The organism is Bacillus sp. RC251, assembly GCF_044908765.1.
Classification (GTDB): Bacteria; Bacillota; Bacilli; order Bacillales; family Bacillaceae_G; genus Bacillus_A; species Bacillus_A wiedmannii.
In genome coordinates, this window is sequence record NZ_JBIYDP010000001.1 from 630322 (window position 1) to 649296 (window position 18975).

General features: G+C 35.0%; 25 protein-coding genes, 1 pseudogene and 1 riboswitch. Of the genes and pseudogenes, 20 read left to right on the forward strand and 6 right to left on the reverse strand.

The window, feature by feature from the left end; genetic code table 11:
* Positions 1–13: 13 nt before the first annotated feature.
* Entirely contained in the window at positions 14–400 is a 387-nt protein-coding gene (locus tag ABH961_RS03310; protein WP_000573873.1) for a reverse transcriptase-like protein, read from the reverse strand.
* Positions 401–470: 70 nt separating this feature from the next.
* On the reverse strand, positions 471–1343 hold the full coding sequence (locus ABH961_RS03315; protein ID WP_048543448.1) for an aldose 1-epimerase family protein: 873 nt from the start codon (positions 1341–1343) through the stop codon (positions 471–473).
* Positions 1344–1475: 132 nt separating this feature from the next.
* Positions 1476–1520: riboswitch (PreQ1 riboswitch) on the forward strand.
* A 6-nt stretch (positions 1521–1526) separates the two neighbouring features.
* Between ABH961_RS03315 and ABH961_RS03320 the strand changes: the two genes are divergently transcribed.
* From ABH961_RS03320 to ABH961_RS03330, 3 genes are all read left to right on the forward strand, one after another.
* Positions 1527–2015 (forward strand): QueT transporter family protein, encoded by a 489-nt coding sequence (locus ABH961_RS03320; RefSeq protein WP_048543446.1) that lies wholly within the window; start codon positions 1527–1529, stop codon positions 2013–2015.
* Between the two features lie 148 nt (positions 2016–2163).
* Positions 2164–2823 carry a ribonuclease H family protein gene (locus ABH961_RS03325; RefSeq protein ID WP_048543444.1) on the forward strand — a complete coding sequence of 220 codons (660 nt, stop codon included), beginning with the start codon at positions 2164–2166 and terminating at the stop codon, positions 2821–2823.
* A 12-nt stretch (positions 2824–2835) separates the two neighbouring features.
* The gene (locus ABH961_RS03330; protein WP_000358801.1) at positions 2836–3012 is read left to right on the forward strand and encodes a zinc-finger domain-containing protein; all 177 of its coding nucleotides are present in this window, start codon (positions 2836–2838) and stop codon (positions 3010–3012) included.
* Positions 3013–3044: 32 nt separating this feature from the next.
* On the opposite strand, the gene ABH961_RS03335 is transcribed toward ABH961_RS03330, so the two are convergent.
* Entirely contained in the window at positions 3045–3293 is a 249-nt protein-coding gene (locus ABH961_RS03335) for a DUF2564 family protein (protein ID WP_000534395.1), read from the reverse strand.
* Positions 3294–3412: 119 nt separating this feature from the next.
* A complete protein-coding gene (cspB, locus tag ABH961_RS03340) occupies positions 3413–3610 on the reverse strand; it encodes a cold shock-like protein CspB (protein ID WP_001161731.1) in 198 nt (65 codons plus the stop codon).
* Positions 3611–3876: 266 nt separating this feature from the next.
* Between cspB and ABH961_RS03345 the strand changes: the two genes are divergently transcribed.
* The 8 genes from ABH961_RS03345 (at position 3877) to ABH961_RS03380 (ending at position 10495) form a co-directional block, all read left to right on the forward strand.
* Complete coding sequence (locus ABH961_RS03345) at positions 3877–4605, forward strand: YqcI/YcgG family protein (RefSeq protein ID WP_404518888.1); 729 nt, start codon at positions 3877–3879, stop codon at positions 4603–4605.
* 138 nt (positions 4606–4743) lie between these two features.
* The gene (locus tag ABH961_RS03350) at positions 4744–5376 is read left to right on the forward strand and encodes a LysE family transporter (protein WP_000466560.1); all 633 of its coding nucleotides are present in this window, start codon (positions 4744–4746) and stop codon (positions 5374–5376) included.
* 19 nt (positions 5377–5395) lie between these two features.
* Entirely contained in the window at positions 5396–5689 is a 294-nt protein-coding gene (locus tag ABH961_RS03355; RefSeq protein ID WP_000286360.1) for a hypothetical protein, read from the forward strand.
* Between the two features lie 82 nt (positions 5690–5771).
* Positions 5772–6401: a sterol desaturase family protein gene (locus ABH961_RS03360; RefSeq protein WP_000832138.1), complete on the forward strand. Its 630-nt coding sequence runs from the start codon at positions 5772–5774 to the stop codon at positions 6399–6401.
* 309 nt (positions 6402–6710) lie between these two features.
* Positions 6711–7052, forward strand: a complete 342-nt coding sequence (locus tag ABH961_RS03365; protein ID WP_404518890.1) for a DUF485 domain-containing protein — start codon at positions 6711–6713, stop codon at positions 7050–7052.
* A 2-nt stretch (positions 7053–7054) separates the two neighbouring features.
* A complete protein-coding gene (locus tag ABH961_RS03370) occupies positions 7055–8605 on the forward strand; it encodes a solute symporter family protein (RefSeq protein WP_048543439.1) in 1551 nt (516 codons plus the stop codon).
* A gap of 180 nt (positions 8606–8785) precedes the next feature.
* On the forward strand, positions 8786–10135 hold the full coding sequence (locus tag ABH961_RS03375) for an aspartate aminotransferase family protein (RefSeq protein ID WP_062822007.1): 1350 nt from the start codon (positions 8786–8788) through the stop codon (positions 10133–10135).
* 51 nt (positions 10136–10186) lie between these two features.
* Positions 10187–10495 (forward strand): DUF3986 family protein, encoded by a 309-nt coding sequence (locus tag ABH961_RS03380; protein WP_223265741.1) that lies wholly within the window; start codon positions 10187–10189, stop codon positions 10493–10495.
* A gap of 60 nt (positions 10496–10555) precedes the next feature.
* Here the strand turns inward: ABH961_RS03380 and ABH961_RS03385 are convergent, their stop codons facing one another.
* The gene (locus tag ABH961_RS03385) at positions 10556–11719 is read right to left on the reverse strand and encodes a cation:proton antiporter (RefSeq protein WP_048543422.1); all 1164 of its coding nucleotides are present in this window, start codon (positions 11717–11719) and stop codon (positions 10556–10558) included.
* Between the two features lie 722 nt (positions 11720–12441).
* Between ABH961_RS03385 and ABH961_RS03390 the strand changes: the two genes are divergently transcribed.
* From ABH961_RS03390 to ABH961_RS03410, 5 genes and pseudogenes are all read left to right on the forward strand, one after another.
* Positions 12442–12570, forward strand: coding sequence for a hypothetical protein (locus tag ABH961_RS03390; protein ID WP_255256191.1), 129 nt, complete (start codon positions 12442–12444; stop codon positions 12568–12570).
* The gene (locus ABH961_RS03395; RefSeq protein WP_000599306.1) at positions 12570–12671 is read left to right on the forward strand and encodes a helix-turn-helix domain-containing protein; all 102 of its coding nucleotides are present in this window, start codon (positions 12570–12572) and stop codon (positions 12669–12671) included. Before ABH961_RS03390 ends, ABH961_RS03395 begins: the two co-directional genes overlap by 1 nt.
* Positions 12647–12802, forward strand: a pseudogene (locus ABH961_RS03400) (zinc ribbon domain-containing protein); the annotation flags it as partial. The gene ABH961_RS03395 and the pseudogene ABH961_RS03400, both read left to right, overlap by 25 nt.
* 201 nt (positions 12803–13003) lie before the next feature.
* A complete protein-coding gene (locus tag ABH961_RS03405) occupies positions 13004–13849 on the forward strand; it encodes a MerR family transcriptional regulator (RefSeq protein ID WP_048543420.1) in 846 nt (281 codons plus the stop codon).
* Between the two features lie 129 nt (positions 13850–13978).
* On the forward strand, positions 13979–15334 hold the full coding sequence (locus tag ABH961_RS03410) for an MATE family efflux transporter (protein WP_048543619.1): 1356 nt from the start codon (positions 13979–13981) through the stop codon (positions 15332–15334).
* Positions 15335–15369: 35 nt separating this feature from the next.
* On the opposite strand, the gene ABH961_RS03415 is transcribed toward ABH961_RS03410, so the two are convergent.
* A complete protein-coding gene (locus ABH961_RS03415) occupies positions 15370–16035 on the reverse strand; it encodes a DUF421 domain-containing protein (RefSeq protein ID WP_000923941.1) in 666 nt (221 codons plus the stop codon).
* A 160-nt stretch (positions 16036–16195) separates the two neighbouring features.
* On the opposite strand from ABH961_RS03415, the gene ABH961_RS03420 reads away from it, so the two are divergent.
* The 4 genes from ABH961_RS03420 (at position 16196) to ABH961_RS03435 (ending at position 18898) form a co-directional block, all read left to right on the forward strand.
* Positions 16196–16774, forward strand: coding sequence for a YdcF family protein (locus ABH961_RS03420; RefSeq protein WP_404518892.1), 579 nt, complete (start codon positions 16196–16198; stop codon positions 16772–16774).
* A gap of 148 nt (positions 16775–16922) precedes the next feature.
* Positions 16923–17240 (forward strand): magnetosome magnetite crystal formation protein family, encoded by a 318-nt coding sequence (locus ABH961_RS03425; RefSeq protein ID WP_048543418.1) that lies wholly within the window; start codon positions 16923–16925, stop codon positions 17238–17240.
* Between the two features lie 252 nt (positions 17241–17492).
* Positions 17493–18227 carry an oxygen-insensitive NADPH nitroreductase gene (gene nfsA / locus ABH961_RS03430; protein WP_048543417.1) on the forward strand — a complete coding sequence of 245 codons (735 nt, stop codon included), beginning with the start codon at positions 17493–17495 and terminating at the stop codon, positions 18225–18227.
* An 86-nt stretch (positions 18228–18313) separates the two neighbouring features.
* Positions 18314–18898, forward strand: a complete 585-nt coding sequence (locus tag ABH961_RS03435) for a type 1 glutamine amidotransferase family protein (RefSeq protein WP_048543416.1) — start codon at positions 18314–18316, stop codon at positions 18896–18898.
* Positions 18899–18975: the final 77 nt, after the last annotated feature.

The following is an 18975-nucleotide window of genomic DNA, read 5'->3' on the forward strand; positions in this document are numbered from 1 at the left end:
ACTCATACCCCCGTTAATTTTGTAAGATAGCTTTTCTAGCTAATTCATCAGCAACTTTATTTTGACTACTTGGAATCCACTTAATAAAAAAGAGATCGAAACTTTTTATATACTGTAATGCTTCCTCTAATAGTGGTGCAAACATTTTGTTTTTTGCGTATTCTTTTTCGACAGCTCGCTCGACAAGTTGCGAATCTGTACGAAAAGAGACAATGTTATAATTATGCTCCGTGCAATATTTTAATGCCGCAAGTAAAGCGTGGTATTCTGCTTCATGATTGGACATTGTCCCAAGGGGCAATGATAATTGTACAGCTGGTTGCACCCCTTTAATAAACACTCCAGCACCAGAAGGACCAGGATTTCCTTTTGATGCACCATCAATATATACTTCAATCAAAGTGAGAAACCTCCAAATTATAAGATGATCCCCTACTTATATGTTTCTTTGAAGTAGGGGATAGAGTAACTTAGCCGATTGTAATACTATAACGACATGTAAATGTTTCATTCGCTTGTAAAGATTGAATTCCTTTTTTTTCCTTGAAATCTTTTGCCGGATTTACTTCATCAGCAATACCGTACCAAGGTTCAATACATAAGAAAGGTGCGTTTTCGCCTGGTGTCCATACGCCGACAAATGGGAATCCGTCAAATTCTACTTTTACAAATTTATTATGTTTATGAGAACGAATAGAGATTTCATCCGTATTCATATTTTCAAAAATAAGCGCATCATTTTTGAATAAATCGTATGTAAGTGGTAATTCATTCGTATTTTCAGCGATTAATTGTTTTTTACTTGAAAGGTAAGGTCCTTCTAATACGCTTGTTTCTAAGCGTTCAGAACCATTAAATGATAAATGATAATCTGTAAATGATTCGCCCTCTAATAAGGGGAAGTTGAAACCAGGATGTGCTCCGATTGAGAAGAACATCTCTTTTGAAGTAGGGTTATTTACTTCATATGTTACATGAACGATTTGTCCGTCTAGCTCATAAGAAACGAGTAATTCGAATTCGTATGGGTATTTTTTTAATGTTTCTTCATTACTAGTTACAATATAAGTGATTTTCGTTTCACTTTGTTCTTGTACAGAGAATGTAAGATCACGAGCAAAGCCGTGCTGTGTTAAAGAATATGGTTTACCATCTACGTAGTATGTATTATCTACTAATCGGCCGACAATTGGGAATAAAATTGGTGAGCGGCGCCCCCAATAAGTAGAATCGCCTTGCCATAAGTATTCAGTGTTATCTTCTTTTAAGCGAACGCTTTGTAATTCTGCACCTTTGTCAGAAATGGAAACGATCACTTTTTCATTTTGAATTGTTGCTGTCATGAAGTGAAACCTCCTAAAACTTTCATATGTTTTATTATACGTTGTCTAAAAGAAAAAAGGTAGTTAATGATAGGAATCTATTGACGAGAGAGTGTGTATTGCGTAGAATGTATTCTTGTTGCTTAAAAAACGAATAACGTGGTTCGAAACCATCCCACGTAAAAAAACTAAGGAGATTTTGTCATGAATATAAGAACATTAGTCGGTAATGGTATTTTAGCGGCATTATATATTGCTGTTTCTATGCTTATTCAGCCATTTGGCTTTACGAGTGTACAGTTTCGTATTTCAGAGATGTTTAATCATCTTGTTGTATTTAATAAGAAAGCAATTTACGGAATTGTATTAGGTGTATTTTTAACAAATCTCTTTTTCTCACCCATGATCGCTTACGATTTAGTATTTGGAGTAGGGCAATCTATTCTTGCATTAGTTGCAACGATTATTTCTATGCGATTTATTAAAGGTGTTTGGGCTCGTATGATTTTTAATACAGTTATTTTTACAATTACAATGTTTATGATTGCAATTGAACTTCATCTTGCATTTGATTTACCATTTATGTTGACTTGGTTAACATGTGCCGTCGGTGAATTTGTTGTCATGGCAATTGGTATGCCTGTAATGTACTGGATTAATAAACGAGTACAATTTGAAAGATTTATGCAATAGATGAAAGAGCTATTCCTATAGGGATAGCTCTTTTTGTATGTAATCATATTGAATATAATGCTGTGACTCTTGATACAATATAATAAAATAAAGTGAGGCTTTCATTAGCTGACTACATATAAGAAGTCTTATATAAGGGGAATCTAGTATGAAATATAAAATTCATTGGTTGTATAAAACAAAGAGCGGATTGCAGACGGAATTAACGACAGATTATATGAACATAGAAGATGTATTGCAATTTGCAGAGGATTTCGAGAAAACAGGAAGAGTGAAAGAACTATCATTTTATGATGAAATGGATGCAGAATGGTCATTAAAGGAAATGAAAAAGCTGAGTAAACAAGTGGAGGAAGAGCCCCAAGAAATCCTCGTTTATTTTGATGGCGGTTATGATGTACAGACGAAAGAAGCTGGAGTAGGTATATGTGTATACTATAAAAAAGGAAATACAAAATACCGAATTCGCCGTAATGCATATATAGAAGGTATATATGATAATAATGAAGCGGAATATGCATCATTACTATATGGCATGAATATACTCGAGGAATTCGGAATTAAGTATGAAGCAGTTACACTTCGCGGCGATTCTCAAGTTGTACTGCAGCAATTGGCTGGAGAATGGCCTTGTTATGATGAGCATTTAAATCATTACTTAGATCAAATTGAACAAAAAGCGAAGCAAATGAAATTAAAACTTGTATGTGAGCCGATATCTAGAAAACAAAATAAAGAAGCGCATCAATTAGCTACGCAAGCATTAGAAGGAACAGTCATTGATAGTCATAAAGAAATAACCGAATAGAGAGGTGCAAAGGTGGATAAAAAGCAACTCATTACAGAGGTAAATGACTTATTAGAAACGTATTGTGAAGGATGTTTCTTGCGAGAACATAATCGAAAGACAAATAGTAAGTATTACGCTCATTCATTTTGTATTAGGCAATGTACAGTTGGAGAAACATTGAAAAAGTATGGGGAACAGTTATCATGAAAAACATCCAGAGAAAATTCTCTGGATGTTTTTTAGTGTCTTGCTTCATTTAATTGATGCTCGCATTTACTTAATTTCTTTTCCTCATTCATTAAAAATGGCTCATCTAAATCTGTCGCAACAGATTTCATAATTTCAAGCTGAGAGCGAGCGGCTTCTACAGCAGTAGTCGCATGCTCTAATGTATCTGGATCCATTGAAATTGTCGCTGACCCTACCATTTTTTGTGCTGTTTCTACACGGAATTTCACTTCTTCAAAATCATTTACTTCTGATCCCATTATTACTTCCTCCTTTGTATATTGCGCATTTCACATAGTTTTTGCTCTGTAAAACGGAAATATACAAAGGAATAACAAAGGAGGTTACCAAGTAAGGTAACCTCCTGTTATATGTTGGATTAAAGTTTTACTACGTTAGCAGCTTGAGGTCCGCGGTTTCCTTCAGTGATATCGAAAGATACTTCTTGACCTTCTTCTAAAGCTTTGTAGCCGTCACCTTGAATAGCAGAGAAATGTACGAATACATCGTCAGCGCCTTCCATTTCGATAAATCCAAAACCTTTTTCGTTGTTAAACCATTTTACTTTTCCTTGCATGTTACAATTCCTCCTAAAAACATTTGCTTTTTTCATTTAGTGAAATTCATTTGAAAGATAATATAAACTAAAAATGCTATAATCTTGAATATTCTGCTAAATGATTAATTTAAATATACACGAATTGGTAGAAATTAGTCAAGTAAGCGATTTTATTTTTTTGTATTTTTAAATAATTTTTCAGCCGAATTTTTAAATAGGTATAGGACAGGCCGAGTATGTAATATTCTTAATTGAATGCTATACATAATGAGGTGAAAGAAAGAATGAATGAGTCTTATTTATTAGATAATGAAGGAATGAGAACGAGAACTGACATACCAAATTGGGTTGCAAAAGAATTTCAAAATTTTTCGAGTGTCGTGCTAGAACCAACTTTCCCATGTTATTTCGGCTTAACAGCTTTGAAAAAGAATGAACTTCGTTATTCATTTCTCTCTCATAATGATTGGAGTCATTTGCCACATACAATGTTATCTTTTTTAGAGTTAATGAAAGAGCGCCCAATTGTAAGAAGAGGATTCTTTCTTTTTGTGGAACCGGAATGTGAGAAACAATCACTGGAATATTATCGTGATTACTTTTGGAAAGTACTACAATATTTACATGAAAACGATGACCAAACATGGCCGAAGCAAATTCCTGAAGACCCAGACCATTACTTATGGGAATTTTCATTTGGTGGTGAACCGATATTCGCATTTGGAAATGCGCCAGCTTATAAACAACGAAAAACTAGGCATTTAGGAAATTCTCTCGTTATTGGATTTCAACCGCGTACCATCTTTGATGGATTAGAAGGGGATCGCCCTAAAGGAGCATATTCAAGGCAAACGGTCCGAGATCGAGTTGAAAAGTGGGATCAGCTGCCGAAACACCCTAACATTAGTCATTATGGTGATCCGGATCATCGCGAATGGAAACAATACTTCATAGGAGACGATGTAGAGCCGATAAAAGGAAAATGTCCTTTTCTTCATAAGTTAGAAAAGTAAGAGCCATCATCCAGATGGCTCTTTTGCATATTTTGGATAAAAAAGGGTATTTTAGTAGTAAATATTTTGATGAAAGCTAGTCTATTTTTAATCATTACATCATTACTTAATAGTAAAGGAAGTAGAAAGGATAGAGCGATGTTTGGAGCGATTATACAACAAATTGTATTAGGTATTTCATTAGCTGCGCCAGTAGGTCCGATTAATATTGAAATGTTAAAACGAGGAATTGAACGAGGTTTTTGGCATGCATGGGTTGTTGGAATTGGTGGAATGACTGCAGATATTTTGTTTATGCTTCTCATTTATTTCGGTTTATCTTCTGTGTTTATGTATACATATGTACAAGCTTTTATGTATTGCACAGGGTTTTTCTTATTATTTTATTTAGGATTTCAAAGTGTAAAACAAGGAATTTCCCACTCGAATATGGAATATAAAAAGGAAGAGGTAGGTGGCCTTAAACAATCGTTTATGGCAGGTTTTTTAATTGCGATATCCAATCCATTAAACCTTGTTTTTTGGTTTGGTATATACGGAAGTACACTTAGCTCATTGCTTACGAAGGTAACGAAACAAGAAGCTTTTTTGTACAGTCTTTGTATTATCGTTGGCATTATTTTATGGAATTTAAATATTGCTTTTTCTGTCCATTTTGGCAGAACTTTATTAAAGCAAAAAGCACTTGGCTATATAACAGCGGGAGCCGGTATTATTTTAGTAGGATATTCTATCCATTTTGCATACAAAGCTTTACAGTTGTTCACATAAGATTGAAGGGGAGATTTTTATGTATCGAACCACTATTGACGGAAAAGAAATTATTATTACGTTAGCACCCAAAATCCGAAAAGAAATTACTGATAGGAATCCACTATATGAAGCGGTATTTCATAATGCAGCAAGATTACTGCAAACAAAGCAACCAACGTTTGCGCTAAATCATGAAATATTTGGGCTCATTATTGGAGAGGTACAAAGAGGAGAAGTAACAGTGTTTGCGGTGGAACATATTATTCCAAAGCAAAATATATTTGGATCGAACAATTTTTTCTCGACAATAGAGCAGCAGGCAAATTTGTAAAGTGAATAGAATAAAATAAAAAATAGAAGAAATAGTCGTAACGATATGTTGCGGCTGTTTTTTTGGAAAAGGGGGAAGGAAGATGAAGAGAGTGGGGAAAGAGTTCTTTTTACAACATGATATCGTTATTATGTATAGTATTTTATTTATTTTCATCATTATTTTAAAAATGCAATTTTTTACATGGATCGGTATGTTCGCGTGTTTGTTTGGGATTGTTTTTTATACGCTTAACGAATATATGACACATCGGTTTTTATTCCATTTAAAGCCACCTAAAAACGTATTTTTATTAAAAATGTTAAGAAGATTACATTATGATCATCATGTATATCCAGATGATTTAAAACTATTGTTTTTGCCTGTATGGTTTAGTATACCTAGCTTTACTATATATTTACTTATAGCATATGGTATAACAAAAAGTGCTACTATTACACTTTCATTCGGAATTGGAATGATTATCATGCTTCTCGTTTATGAATGGAAACATTATATTGCACATAAGCCGATTCGTCCGTTCACTAAGTTTGGAAGGTGGCTAAAAAAACAGCACATATTACACCATTATAAAAATGAAAAGTTTTGGTTTGGTGTTTCAAATCCAGTATTCGATTTCATATTTGGAACACTTAAAGATGGGAAAGACGTTGAATTAAGTGAAACAGCTCGTAATTTAGAAAAAGAGAAAAAGACAGAAGTAGTGCGATAAGCACTACTTTTTTTATTTGGAAATTTGCCGGGTGGTAAAACTCCCGCCTCACAATCCGGCAAATATGAGGAAGTTAGATGGAAGATAACTTCCTGTAAAGCTTGACTGGTGAGGAATTGAAGTGCGTAATTTTTATGTTGAAAAAGTATATTAAAAACTTAGGAGAAATTGGCGAAAAATGTCTATCGAAAAATCTTTGCAGGAATGTATGGATTGTCTAAAATAGAAATAAGTTTCTGAATATTTATAAAATTTAGTCTTTAGGTATACAAGGGGGAATTGTATTTTCGGTAAGAGAGGGGAATGGGAATGAAAAGAGATGATACATCAGCACGTAAGTTACAAAATGAAGTGAATTATACAGAGGTTGTTCAGTCAGAAGAATTTCAATTGCTATTAAATACGAAAAAGAAGTTTATCGTTCCGATGAGTATTTTCTTTTTAAGCTTTTTTATTGCATTACCTATTTTAACATCGTATTCAAAGGTGCTCAATACACCAGCATTTGGGGATGTTACGTGGGCATGGGTGTTTGCATTTGCGCAATTTATCATGACGTGGTCATTATGTATGATTTATAGCAAAAAAGCAGAATTCTTTGATAAAATCTCGCAAAAAATTCTACAAGATATGCAAAAAGGGAGGGGCTAACTTTGAATGTAACCGCTTTTGCATTATTTTTAATCATCGTTCTTGGTACACTCGTCATAACTTATTTTGCATCGAAGAAAACGAAAAATGCGAGTGAGTTTTATACAGCTGGAGGGGGATTAACTGGTTGGCAAAATGGTCTGGCCATTGCGGGAGATTATATGTCTGCTGCGTCTTTTCTTGGTATAGCCGGAGCGATCGCATTAACTGGATTTGATGGATTCTTTTATAGTATCGGCTTTTTAGTTGCTTATTTAGTTGTTCTATACCTTGTTGCAGAACCGCTTAGAAATTTAGGGAAGTACACGTTAGCGGATATGATTGCGGCACGTTTTGATGCGAAAAAAGTTCGCGGCGTTGCAGCGCTTAATACAATGACGATTTCGATTTTTTATATGATTGCACAATTAGTTGGGGCTGGTGCACTTATTAAATTATTATTAGGGATCGAATATACGACATCCGTTTTAATCGTTGGTACATTAATGACAGTGTACGTTATTTTTGGCGGAATGACTGCGACGAGCTGGGTACAAATTGTTAAGGCTGTATTACTTATGGCTGGTACATTTATTATTTCTGTTATCGTTTTCTCAAAATTTAATTTTAGTGTGACTGAAATGTTCGCGCAAATGAAAACAGCTACGCCATTAAAAGATTCATTTTTAAATCCAGGGGTAAAGTATAAAGATGGTCTTGATACACTGTCTTTAAATTTAGGACTAGTTCTTGGTACTGCCGGATTACCACATATTCTTGTTCGCTTTTTTACAGTACGTGATGCAAAAACGGCACGGCAATCTGTTGTGTACGCTACGTGGTTAATTGGCGCATTTTATATTATGACAATCTTCTTAGGATTTGGGGCAGCAGCATTTGTAGGGAATGAGGCAATTATGAAAGCAAACCCTGCTGGTAATATGGCAGCACCTCTATTAGCTAAAGCGTTAGGTGGAGATTTCTTATTTGCTTTCGTTTCAGCAATTGCCTTTGCAACTATTTTAGCTGTAGTGGCAGGACTTGTATTAACAGCAGCATCAGCATTCGCACATGATTTTTATAATGAAATTATTCGCAAGGGGAAATCAACGGAAAAAGAGCAAGTGTCAATGGCTCGCTATGCGTCTATTGGAGTAGCGGTATTATCCATTATACTAGCGTTATTTGCTCAAACATTGAACGTAGCATTTTTAGTTTCATTGGCATTTGCAGTTGCAGCGAGTGCAAATCTACCAGTTATATTATTCACAATATATTGGAAGCGCTTCAATACAACAGGTGCCATTTCGGGTATGGTCGTTGGTCTTGTATCAGCAATTGTTCTCGTAGCCTTAAGTCCAAATGTTTGGAACCCTGTAGCTGGAAAAGCTATATTTGTTGGGGAAGCGATATTCCCATATACGACACCTGGAATTATTTCAATTCCGCTTGGATTCCTTGCAGCATATTTAGGAACCGTGTTATCTAGTAAGAAAGAAGATGTTGCGAAATTTGATGAGATTCTTGTGAAATCTAATACAGGTCATGGTGTTAGTGATGCATCGTCACATTAAAAAGAGAAGGGCTTTTCGATATATAAGAAAAGCTCTTTTTTTCTTGTAAATATTACTGTATTGTAAGTAGGATTTTGTCTTAATTTTGTGGAATGAAAATAAGCAGGGAGAAAATTAAATCATCATGGCACCAGCGCAGCTTTTGTGAAAAATAAGTTGTTATGGAAGGTGGAAGAAATGATGAAAACGAAACAGACTGATGAATTATTAGCAAAAGATGAGCAATATGTTTGGCACGGAATGCGTCCCTTTAGTCCAAATAGTACAATGGTAGGGGCAAAAGCAGAAGGGTGCTGGGTTGAAGATATACAAGGAAAACGATATTTAGATGGTATGAGTGGTCTTTGGTGTGTGAATAGTGGATATGGCAGAAAAGAGCTCGCAGAGGCGGCTTATAAGCAATTACAAACATTATCATACTTTCCAATGTCACAATCGCATGAACCGGCTATAAAGCTTGCAGAAAAATTAAATGAATGGCTTGGAGGAGAGTATGTTATTTTCTTCTCTAATAGTGGCTCGGAAGCGAACGAAACAGCTTTTAAAATAGCAAGACAATACTATGCTCAAAAAGGTGAACCGCATCGTTATAAATTTATGTCACGTTACCGCGGGTATCATGGGAATACAATGGCAACGATGGCAGCGACGGGACAAGCACAACGTAGATATCAATATGAGCCATTTGCTTCAGGATTTTTACATGTAACGCCGCCAGATTGTTATCGTATGCCTGGAATAGAAAGAGAGAACATTTATGATGTAGAATGTGTAAAAGAAGTAGATCGCGTTATGACATGGGAATTAAGTGAAACGATTGCAGCTTTTATTATGGAACCAATTATTACGGGCGGAGGCATTTTAATGCCGCCACAAGACTATATGAAAGCTGTTCATGAAACGTGTCAAAAACACGGTGCCTTGCTCATTAGTGATGAAGTGATTTGCGGTTTCGGACGTACAGGAAAAGCATTTGGATTTATGAATTATGACGTTCAGCCAGATATTATTACGATGGCAAAAGGGATTACGAGCGCATATTTACCGTTATCAGCGACAGCTGTGAAAAAAGAAATATATGAAGCATTTAAAGGGAAGGGAGAATATGAATTCTTCCGTCATATTAATACATTTGGTGGAAATCCTGCAGCTTGTGCATTAGCGCTTAAAAACTTAGAGATTATGGAAAATGAAAATTTAATTGAGCGATCTGCACAAATGGGCTCGCTTTTATTAGAGCAATTAAAAGAAGAAATTGGAGAGCATCCACTTGTTGGGAATATTAGAGGGAAAGGTCTACTAGTTGGAATCGAACTAGTAAATGATAAAGAGACGAAAGAACCAATTGATAACGACAAAATTGCAAGTGTTGTAAATGCTTGTAAAGAAAAAGGTTTAATTATTGGACGAAACGGCATGACAACAGCAGGATATAATAACGTCTTAACATTAGCACCACCACTTGTTATTTCAAGTGAAGAAATTGCCTTTGTTGTTGGAACGTTGAAGACGGCGATGGAACGTATTTAATGAATCGAGCGAGCTGTAATATACAGCTCGCTTTTGTTTATTATGTGAAATATGATAAATTTTCAAAGGGAGGGAACTTTTATGAAGAAATATGACCCTAGTCAACATTATCACATCGGGTATTATGAAGATGGATACGATTTAGAAGTGACGGCGTACAAAAGAATAAATGAACCAGTTTGGGACGCTTATATTCCGCACTATGAGGTAGACAATTTTTATAAGAAAGTGGAGAAAATGAAGCTAGGTGAATATATAGATGATTACGGCATTATGGTGTATTCATTTCGTAATGATATTGATGATGAAGAAGCACGAATTATTTTTGAAAAATGGTTAAAAACGAATAAAATTGTTTAAAGATAAAACGAAAAAGGAGATTGCTATCTTATAAGATAGCAATCTCCTTTTTTATTAAACTTATTTACTTGCTTTCATTGCTTTATCTTTTGCACCAAAAGTGTATTTTAACATTGGTGGTGTAATCATTGTAGTTAAAATAACGACAATAACGATAGCTGTAAAGTAATCTTGTGCTAGTAGACCTGAAGAAAGTCCTGTTCCTGCGATGATAAGTGCAACTTCACCACGAGAAACCATTCCAGCACCGATAATTGCAGAAGACTTAGCGTCAAATCCAGTCATTCGTGCACCAAAGCCACAACCAATTAGTTTCGTTAATACAGCGATTACTGTTAATGCTAGGATGAACCAAATTTGATTGCCAATACCGTCAAATGTAATATTCATACCGATACTAACGAAGAACACTGGAACGAACATAGCGTAAGCGATTGGTTCTACTTTCTTTTCTACTTCATGTTTGTAGTTCGTTTGAGAAATAGCGATACCAGCGGCGAAAGCACCGATAATACCAGCAATTCCTAATAGTTCGCCGAAATATGCGAATGAGAAACAGATGATAAGAGCCGCGCTCACGATAGACTCAGATACGCGTAGTGGTGATAACCAGCGCATAATCGCAGGAACACCTTTCCATCCGATTAAAATAATAGAAGCGAAGAATACAACTTTCTTCAAGATAACCATTGTTAAGTTAACATCGTCTGTACCTAAGAAGCTCATTGCAAATGCTAATAAAATAACAACAAGAATGTCATCAAATACAGCTGCGCCAAGCATAGTTGTACTTTCACGTGTTTTCATCTTTCCTAAATCACGAAGTGTTTGTACGGAAATACTAACACTTGTCGCACATAGAAGTAATCCTAAAAATACAGCATTTCCTTGTTCCATTCCCATAACAAGACCAGAAACGTAACCACCTACGAATGGTAGAATGATACCTCCAAGTGCAACAGCTAAAGAAGAATTACGATTTGCATTTAATTCCTCTAAGTCTGTTTCAAGTCCTGCCATAAACATTAAAAGAATAACACCGACATTACTTAATTGTGTTAGAAGCTCTGAATTTTCAATCCAACCTAATATAGCTGGACCGATAACGATACCGACAATTAATTTACCGAGTACAGAAGGTTGACCTAGTCTAACACTAAGGTCACCAGCAAGCTTTGTACTTAATAAAATAAGTGCAATTTGAAAGAAAAATTCGAAATCCATCGGATCCTCTCCTCATCATTTTTATTTTTATCATACGATTTCTCGGAATTTGCCTAATGAAAATATGTAAAACCCATTAAACAAAGGTCTGATTACAAGTTCTTTTGAACTCGTAATTTGAACCTGTAATTAATATATAATAAAATGTATGAAAAATCAATGAAAAAATAGCAGATTTTCATGATAGGATTCGATTTAGGTATGGAGGGTAACTAACTGTTACGATGTATTTAACCAAGTATAACGAAAGTTAATTAAATATATCAGTAAGCCGTACTAGTTAAGTGATTGGCTAGTAGTGAGGGTTAACGGCGGGCAATCCCTAAAGCTGATTGAACTACAACGTGGCTAGAAATAGCGAGCGTGAATGTCGCCGAAGCAGAAAAAATCAATCAGATCGTGCAAGGTTAAATCCTAAACATTAGAACAATGGGTCTTCCGCATCGAATCATCTAAGTTAATATTGATAAGATGAATGTTCAACGACTATTTTGTATAACTGACGAGAGTACATCACAAGCCTATGGTGGTGGAAAAATCCTCTATCTCTAAGTAGATAAACATATAGTCTGCGCTCATGTGAAAACAGGAGAAGTTCATAAGAGAACTGGCTAAGGAATTGCATCCTTAGTTGAACAAGATAAATTTTATTGAATCTATCAAACTTCATTGAATTTGTCGAACGTATGTGCTACTTTAGATTCAATGAGGTGAGAATAATAATGAAATTTTCACGAGTTAGTCAAGTATCAGAATTAACAGGTTTGCATCCGATTAGTCTCAGGAGAATGCTGGTGGAACACGCTACTATTCAGAAGAACAAATCTTTCATTAAAGGAGTTACATTCTGATGATATTGGCGAAGAAGGTCAGACTGATTCCAACGCCTGAACAAGAAAAAGTGCTTAGAAACCATGCTGGTGCTGCAAGATTTGCTCATGTTGCGGCGTAAAATACGACCATTCAGTTCAATCAGAAGGGCAGTGGAGTTTAAAAATACGTGAGTGGTGTTGTGTTTCCTGCAATAGCCATCACGATAGGGATGTAAATGCTGCGATAAATTTATCAAGATGGGTAAAATAAATGCTTGATAATAGGAGGTAACGATACTGCCTCGTGTGGAGTGTTATACCCCTCGTCCCTTTGGGGCTGCGAGAACATGATGAAGCACTAACTTGTGTAAATTTGATTGAATTGTATAGATTTAGTTAAGTTTATCGTATCGGAATCACTATATAATAAGAAGAAATAAGGCTACGCTATTAATGAATTGGAGAAGGGTATATGTTATTAAATAAACGTTTTACAATTGGAGAAATGGCAAAAATGCAAAATATAGCGGAATCTACTTTACGCTATTATGATGAAAAGGGGATTTTTCATCCGTCCATTGTGGACCCGCAAACAAATTATCGCTATTATACGATCGATCAATTTTCACTATTAGATACGATTAAATTTTTACGCCAATTAAATATTCCATTAAAGGAAATTAAGAAATATATTGATGAAAGAAATCCGGCATACGCACTCAATTTATTGGAAAAACAACAAGAAATGATGTTGAAAAAACAAAGAGAAATTGAGTATGCTTTGGCGAAAATGGAACATAAAATTCATTTAATTAAGGAAGCGACAAAAGCAAAAGCTGAACAAATGGTAATTAAAGAGATCTCGCAGCGAAAAATTACAGCAATTGCGGTTGCCCCGAATACGACGGATGATATGTTTGAGTACTATATTCATTCGTTGCAAAAAAATATGAAACAAATGGATGATAGCTTATTTTCTGGAGATATCGGTGTAACAGTTGCGAAAAAAGGATTAATGCAAAATGAGTTTCAAGCATATAGCAGTGTTTTTATTCTTTTGGATTACATGCCTTTTCAAATACATAGTTCAGATGAAATTAAAGAAGGCATGTTTGCCTGTGTATATCATCATGGACCATATGAAGAAACGGATGAAACATATAAGAAGTTAATGAAATATATTAATCAAGAAGGATACGAAGTAAGTGGAGATGCGATTGAGATTGCATTAATTGATTGGTCTGTAACAGACAATCCAGAGGAGCAAGTAACAGAAATTCAAATTCCTATAATGAAAAAACAAAGCAATAAGTTGTAGGACGCGTATCATTACAAATTGGCTCCAAACATGATAATTAAGTTACCTATTTTTTAATTCTCTATTGACCTTCAAGTAACTTGAAGGTTTAAACTGTGAACAGAGCATTGAAAAAGGAGCATTTATATGATGGAAACAACAGAAAAGTTAAGAGAAAAACCGATAAAAAGTTTATTTATTTCTTATTTAATACCAGCCGTTCTAGGAATGGTGTTAATGTCAGTTAATATTGTGATTGATGCGGTTATGATTAGTAGGGGAGTTGGAGCAAACGGATTAGCAGGAGTAAACGTGGCTATTCCAGCGTTTTCAATTTTCTTCTCTATTTCATTATGGATTGGAATGGGCGGGGCAACGTTATATTCCATTGCACTAGGTGAAAATAAATTAGATAGGGCAAGATCTATTTTTACTCAATCCATGACGGTAGCAGTAATTATCGTAGGTGTGTTAGCAGCGCTTTGCTTATGGAGAATAGAAGATTTAGCATACTTATTCGGTGCAAACGAAGTGATTTTACCGTATGCGTTAGACTATTTACACGTGTTATTAACATTTGGAATGATATACGTTTTAGAAAATATTTTAAGTACATTTATACGAAATGATGGAAATCCTAATTTAGCAATGGCAGGGCTAGTTGTAACGGCTGTATTAAATATAGTGTTTGACTATATCTTTATTTTCATCTTTGGATGGGGCATAACAGGTGCGGCTTCAGCGACTATTCTTTCAGCAGCGATTGGTTTCCTTGTATTATTAACGCACTTCTTTAGAAAAAGTAGTATTTTAAAATGGACGAAATTCCATTTTGAATGGGATACAGTTAAACAAATTATGATCATAGGTTTCCCGAGCTTTACAGCAGAAAGTACAGTAGCGATTGTTACGATTGGTTTTAATATTACATTCGTTCAATATGCAGGAGAAGTAGGAGTCGCTTCTTATGCGATGGTGAATAGTATTCATGCGATGACATTACTATTATTCTTCGGCGTTGGAGCAGCGTTACAGCCAATCGCTAGTTTCCATTACGGTGCAAATTTAGCAGAAAGATTACGTGAAGGATTGCAGTTTGCTGTAAAAATTGCGGTAGTACTTGGGGGCGTAGCAATAATTGTCGGATTATTCTTCGGGAAATATATTATTGGTCTCTTTGATGTCCAATCTCCAGAGTTATTGGAGTTAACATTAACGGGTATTAGCTTGTTCTTTATCCAATATGTATTTTTAGGCTATAACATTGTGTATGGAGAGTACTTCCAATCCGTGCGACAAACGACAAAATCAGTGCTGATTATAATGAGCCGAGGGTTACTATTTATTATTCCATTATTATGGATTATGCCAAAATTATTTGGGATAAACGGAATTTGGCTCGTTATGCCAGTAGCTGAAGTATTGACAGCGATTATTGTATTTACGATGAATCGTATGAAACATCCTGTTCCATTAAATATGGCGGGAGAGAAAGAAGCGATATAATGAAGAAAATCCCCTTGAGTAAGTAAGGGGATTTTTTACTCTTTTAAACTAATCGCAAAAGATCCATCTGTTTCTTGAACAGACGCGAAAGCAACGCTTTTAATATTAGTGATGCCCTTTTCTTTTAATTCTTTATATAACCATTTTTCGTCCTTATGAATTAACTTTAAGTTATCGTATTGAATTTGCGAATCAACGATAAGGGCAATTGGTAATCCGGCATACGTAACATCTATGTTCAAATCTTTTGGAGTTAATGGTACAAGCTCACGCTTTGGTAAAATACTAATGGCTCCGTTTGCTTCTAAAATAGCGTATTCAATTTCGTGAACACTTGGGTATCCCGCGACGCGAAGGTTAGAAAGAAGTTCAGCGATTGGATATCTACTTTTTTGTAAGTTCTCAAAAATAATATCACCATGTTTAATTAAAATGATAGGATGTCCGAGAATGAAACGATTTAGTTTGTTTAGTAAGCTTAATTTTGTAAGAAGCAAATGCAAACATGTAATAACGACCATACCGAGAAAAGCTTGCAAAGCACCAGAGACTGGTATGGCCTGAAAAGCTAAATAAGATAAAAAGATAATAGCACCAAAATCATGAGGAGTTAGTTGTGCTAAAGCTGATTTACCGAGCATTTTAAGTGATAGTAAAAATAAGATGAAAAAGAACGATACGTTACATAAAAAGAGAAGCAATAGAGACACTCCTTCGTGCAAAGTTGTACTTACTGTTCCCGAAAGAAATATAAATATTACTTTCCAGAGGATAAATTAGACTGAATTGGAATTTGTCTGTATACAAACAAATAAATGGATATTATCATGAAAGAAGCAAAGAACATAGGAGAATATGGATATGAAAAAGAAGAAAATAATTAAGTATACGATAGGGATTATAATGGTTTGCGCTGTTTATGCGGGATTTTTACAATATAACATTTATAAGCATGGGCAAATGAATGCGGCCTATGATGCTGATTATATAATTGTATTAGGCTCGAAAGTAAACGGGACGAAACCATCATACTCCTTGCAATATCGTATTGATAAAGCTGCTGAGTATTTACAATCACATGAGAAAACAATTGCTATCGTGTCTGGAGGGAAAGGAAAAGGAGAAGATATTTCAGAAGCATTAGCAATGAAAAATGGATTAATGAAACTAAAAATTGCAGAAGACCGCATAATAATGGAAGATAAGTCAACGAGTACAGATGAAAATATTACATTCTCAAAACCTTTAATTCCGGACAATATGAAAAAAGGGATGATCGTAACAAACGATTTCCATATGTTTAGAGCGAAAAAAATAGCAGCAAAGCAAGGTTTACAATTAGAGGGTCTTCCGGCCGAAACGCCGAAGCGAATTGTTATTCCATCGAATATACGAGAGTATTTTGCTATTACGCAATATTGGTTTATGAATCGAATATAGAGAAAAATAATCCCGTCTGGAAGTCCAGGCGGGATTGTTTTGCGGAAAATCTTACAAAAATGTCATGTTCCTGAAAGGTAAAGCGATAGTTTCTAGAATGCATTCCTGACATAATGAAGATAACAAAAACTATTTAGAGGTGAATCGGATGAAAGGAAATAATATATTATCTTCACTATGTTACTTTAGTATCTTTTTTGCACCATTTTTACTGCCAATTATCGTGTACTTCATTGCGGAGGATGAAGTGAAATATCACGCGAAAAAAGCATTTTGGTCACATGTTTTCCCGTATGCGGTTTTATTTGGTGGATTAGCAGTATCAGGCATATATGGTTTAAGTTTCAATCAATCTGATGGTGCTGGAATTGGAATGATGATCACATATGCAGTATTCATTCTTGTAGGGGTTTATTACTTCATTTGGAATATCGTAAAAGGTGTTAAAGTTTTGAAAACAGCGTAATAAGATAAGGAATAATTCGGAGTGAATTTGTCGTTATTTGTCGGTAAGTCGATATCCCTTGTCGAATCGTCGATATATCTGAAAAATCGCTGATATATTTAAATAATCGTCGATATAATTTCATGCACCGTATTGATAGACGTTTTAAAAAGAGCAATTCAAAAAGAATTGCTCTTTTTGTGCTTATAAGTTGTGAATATTGGAAAAGATATGTTAATTTTTCATTAGGAAGAGAAAAAAGGAGTGTTTTTCATGAATGAGATCATACATACAATGGAGCAACACGTTTCAGTTCGTAAATATAAAGAAGAATCAATTCCGAAAGATGTAATAGAAAGAATGGTGCAAGCTGCGCAGCATGCTGCTTCCTCGCATTTTGTACAGGCGTATTCTGTTATATATGTAACAGATCAAGACTTAAAGGTTAAACTAGCAGAGCTATCCGGAAATCGTCACGTGAAAGACTGCGCAGCATTCTTTGTTTGTTGTGCAGATTTAAAACGACTTGAAATGGCGTGTGAACAGCATGGTACAGAGATTAAGCATGAAGGAGTAGAAGACTTTATCGTTGCGACGGTAGATGCTTCACTGTTCGCGCAAAACTTAGCGTTAGCAGCAGAATCGTTAGGATACGGTATTTGTTATATTGGTGGTATTCGTAATAACCCGAGAGAAGTAAGTGAATTGCTTCATTTACCAGATAAAGTATATCCTATATTCGGAATGACAGTTGGTGTACCAGATGAAAATCATGGAGTGAAACCACGTTTACCAGTAGCGGCAATTCTACATGAAAATGGGTATGATGAAAAGAAATATGATGAATTACTAAACGAATACGATGAAACGATGAGTTCGTATTACAAAGAAAGATCAGCAAACAAGAAAAACGTAACATGGACAGAATCAATGAGTTCGTTTATGGCTAAAGAAAAAAGAATGCATATGAAAGAGTTTTTAAGTGAAAAAGGACTTAATAAGAAATGAATAAAAAGGCAGACCTTCATGTAGGTCTGCCTTTTTTGGAGGAGAAATATGATTGTTTTCGAATAAGTATAGAAGGAGGAGATAATATGAAAAAAGCTTTAATCTTTTTATTCGATGGATTTGCAGAATTTGAAGTGAATATAGCGAGTTTATTTTTGATAAGTAAGGAATTTGAAATAATAACAGCAACAATAGACGGAAAAACAGTTACAGGAGAAGGCGGTTTTTTATGTCAACCACATGTCTCTATCGAGCATGTTGAAGTAGCAGATTATGAAGTGTTTATTGTACCAGGAGGACATATTTTTGATCATTTAGAAAATGAACAATTGTTATCGATCGTGAATGAATTACATAAGCAAAATAAATGGATAGCAGGTATTTGTGCAGGGACATCATTACTACATGCAGCAGGAGTACTTAATAAGAAGAAATTCTCAACATCATTAACACCAGATGAAAAACAATTAGCGCATTTACATGAATGGGAATATAAACAAAATAAAGATGTAACCGTTGATGGGAAAATCATAACCGCGGTAGGATCTGCGTACGTGGAATTTGCTGCTGAAATAATGAAGCAGCTCAATTTATTTAACGAAGCTGAAGTGAAGGAGAACTTGCAATACTTTAAAAATGTAACAGAGGTTTGTGATGAAACGTTAGTATAAGTGAATATAAAAAGCGGCATAATAGCCGCTTTTTATCGTTTAAATCTATGAGTTTTTGTACAATTTAAAGCATCTAT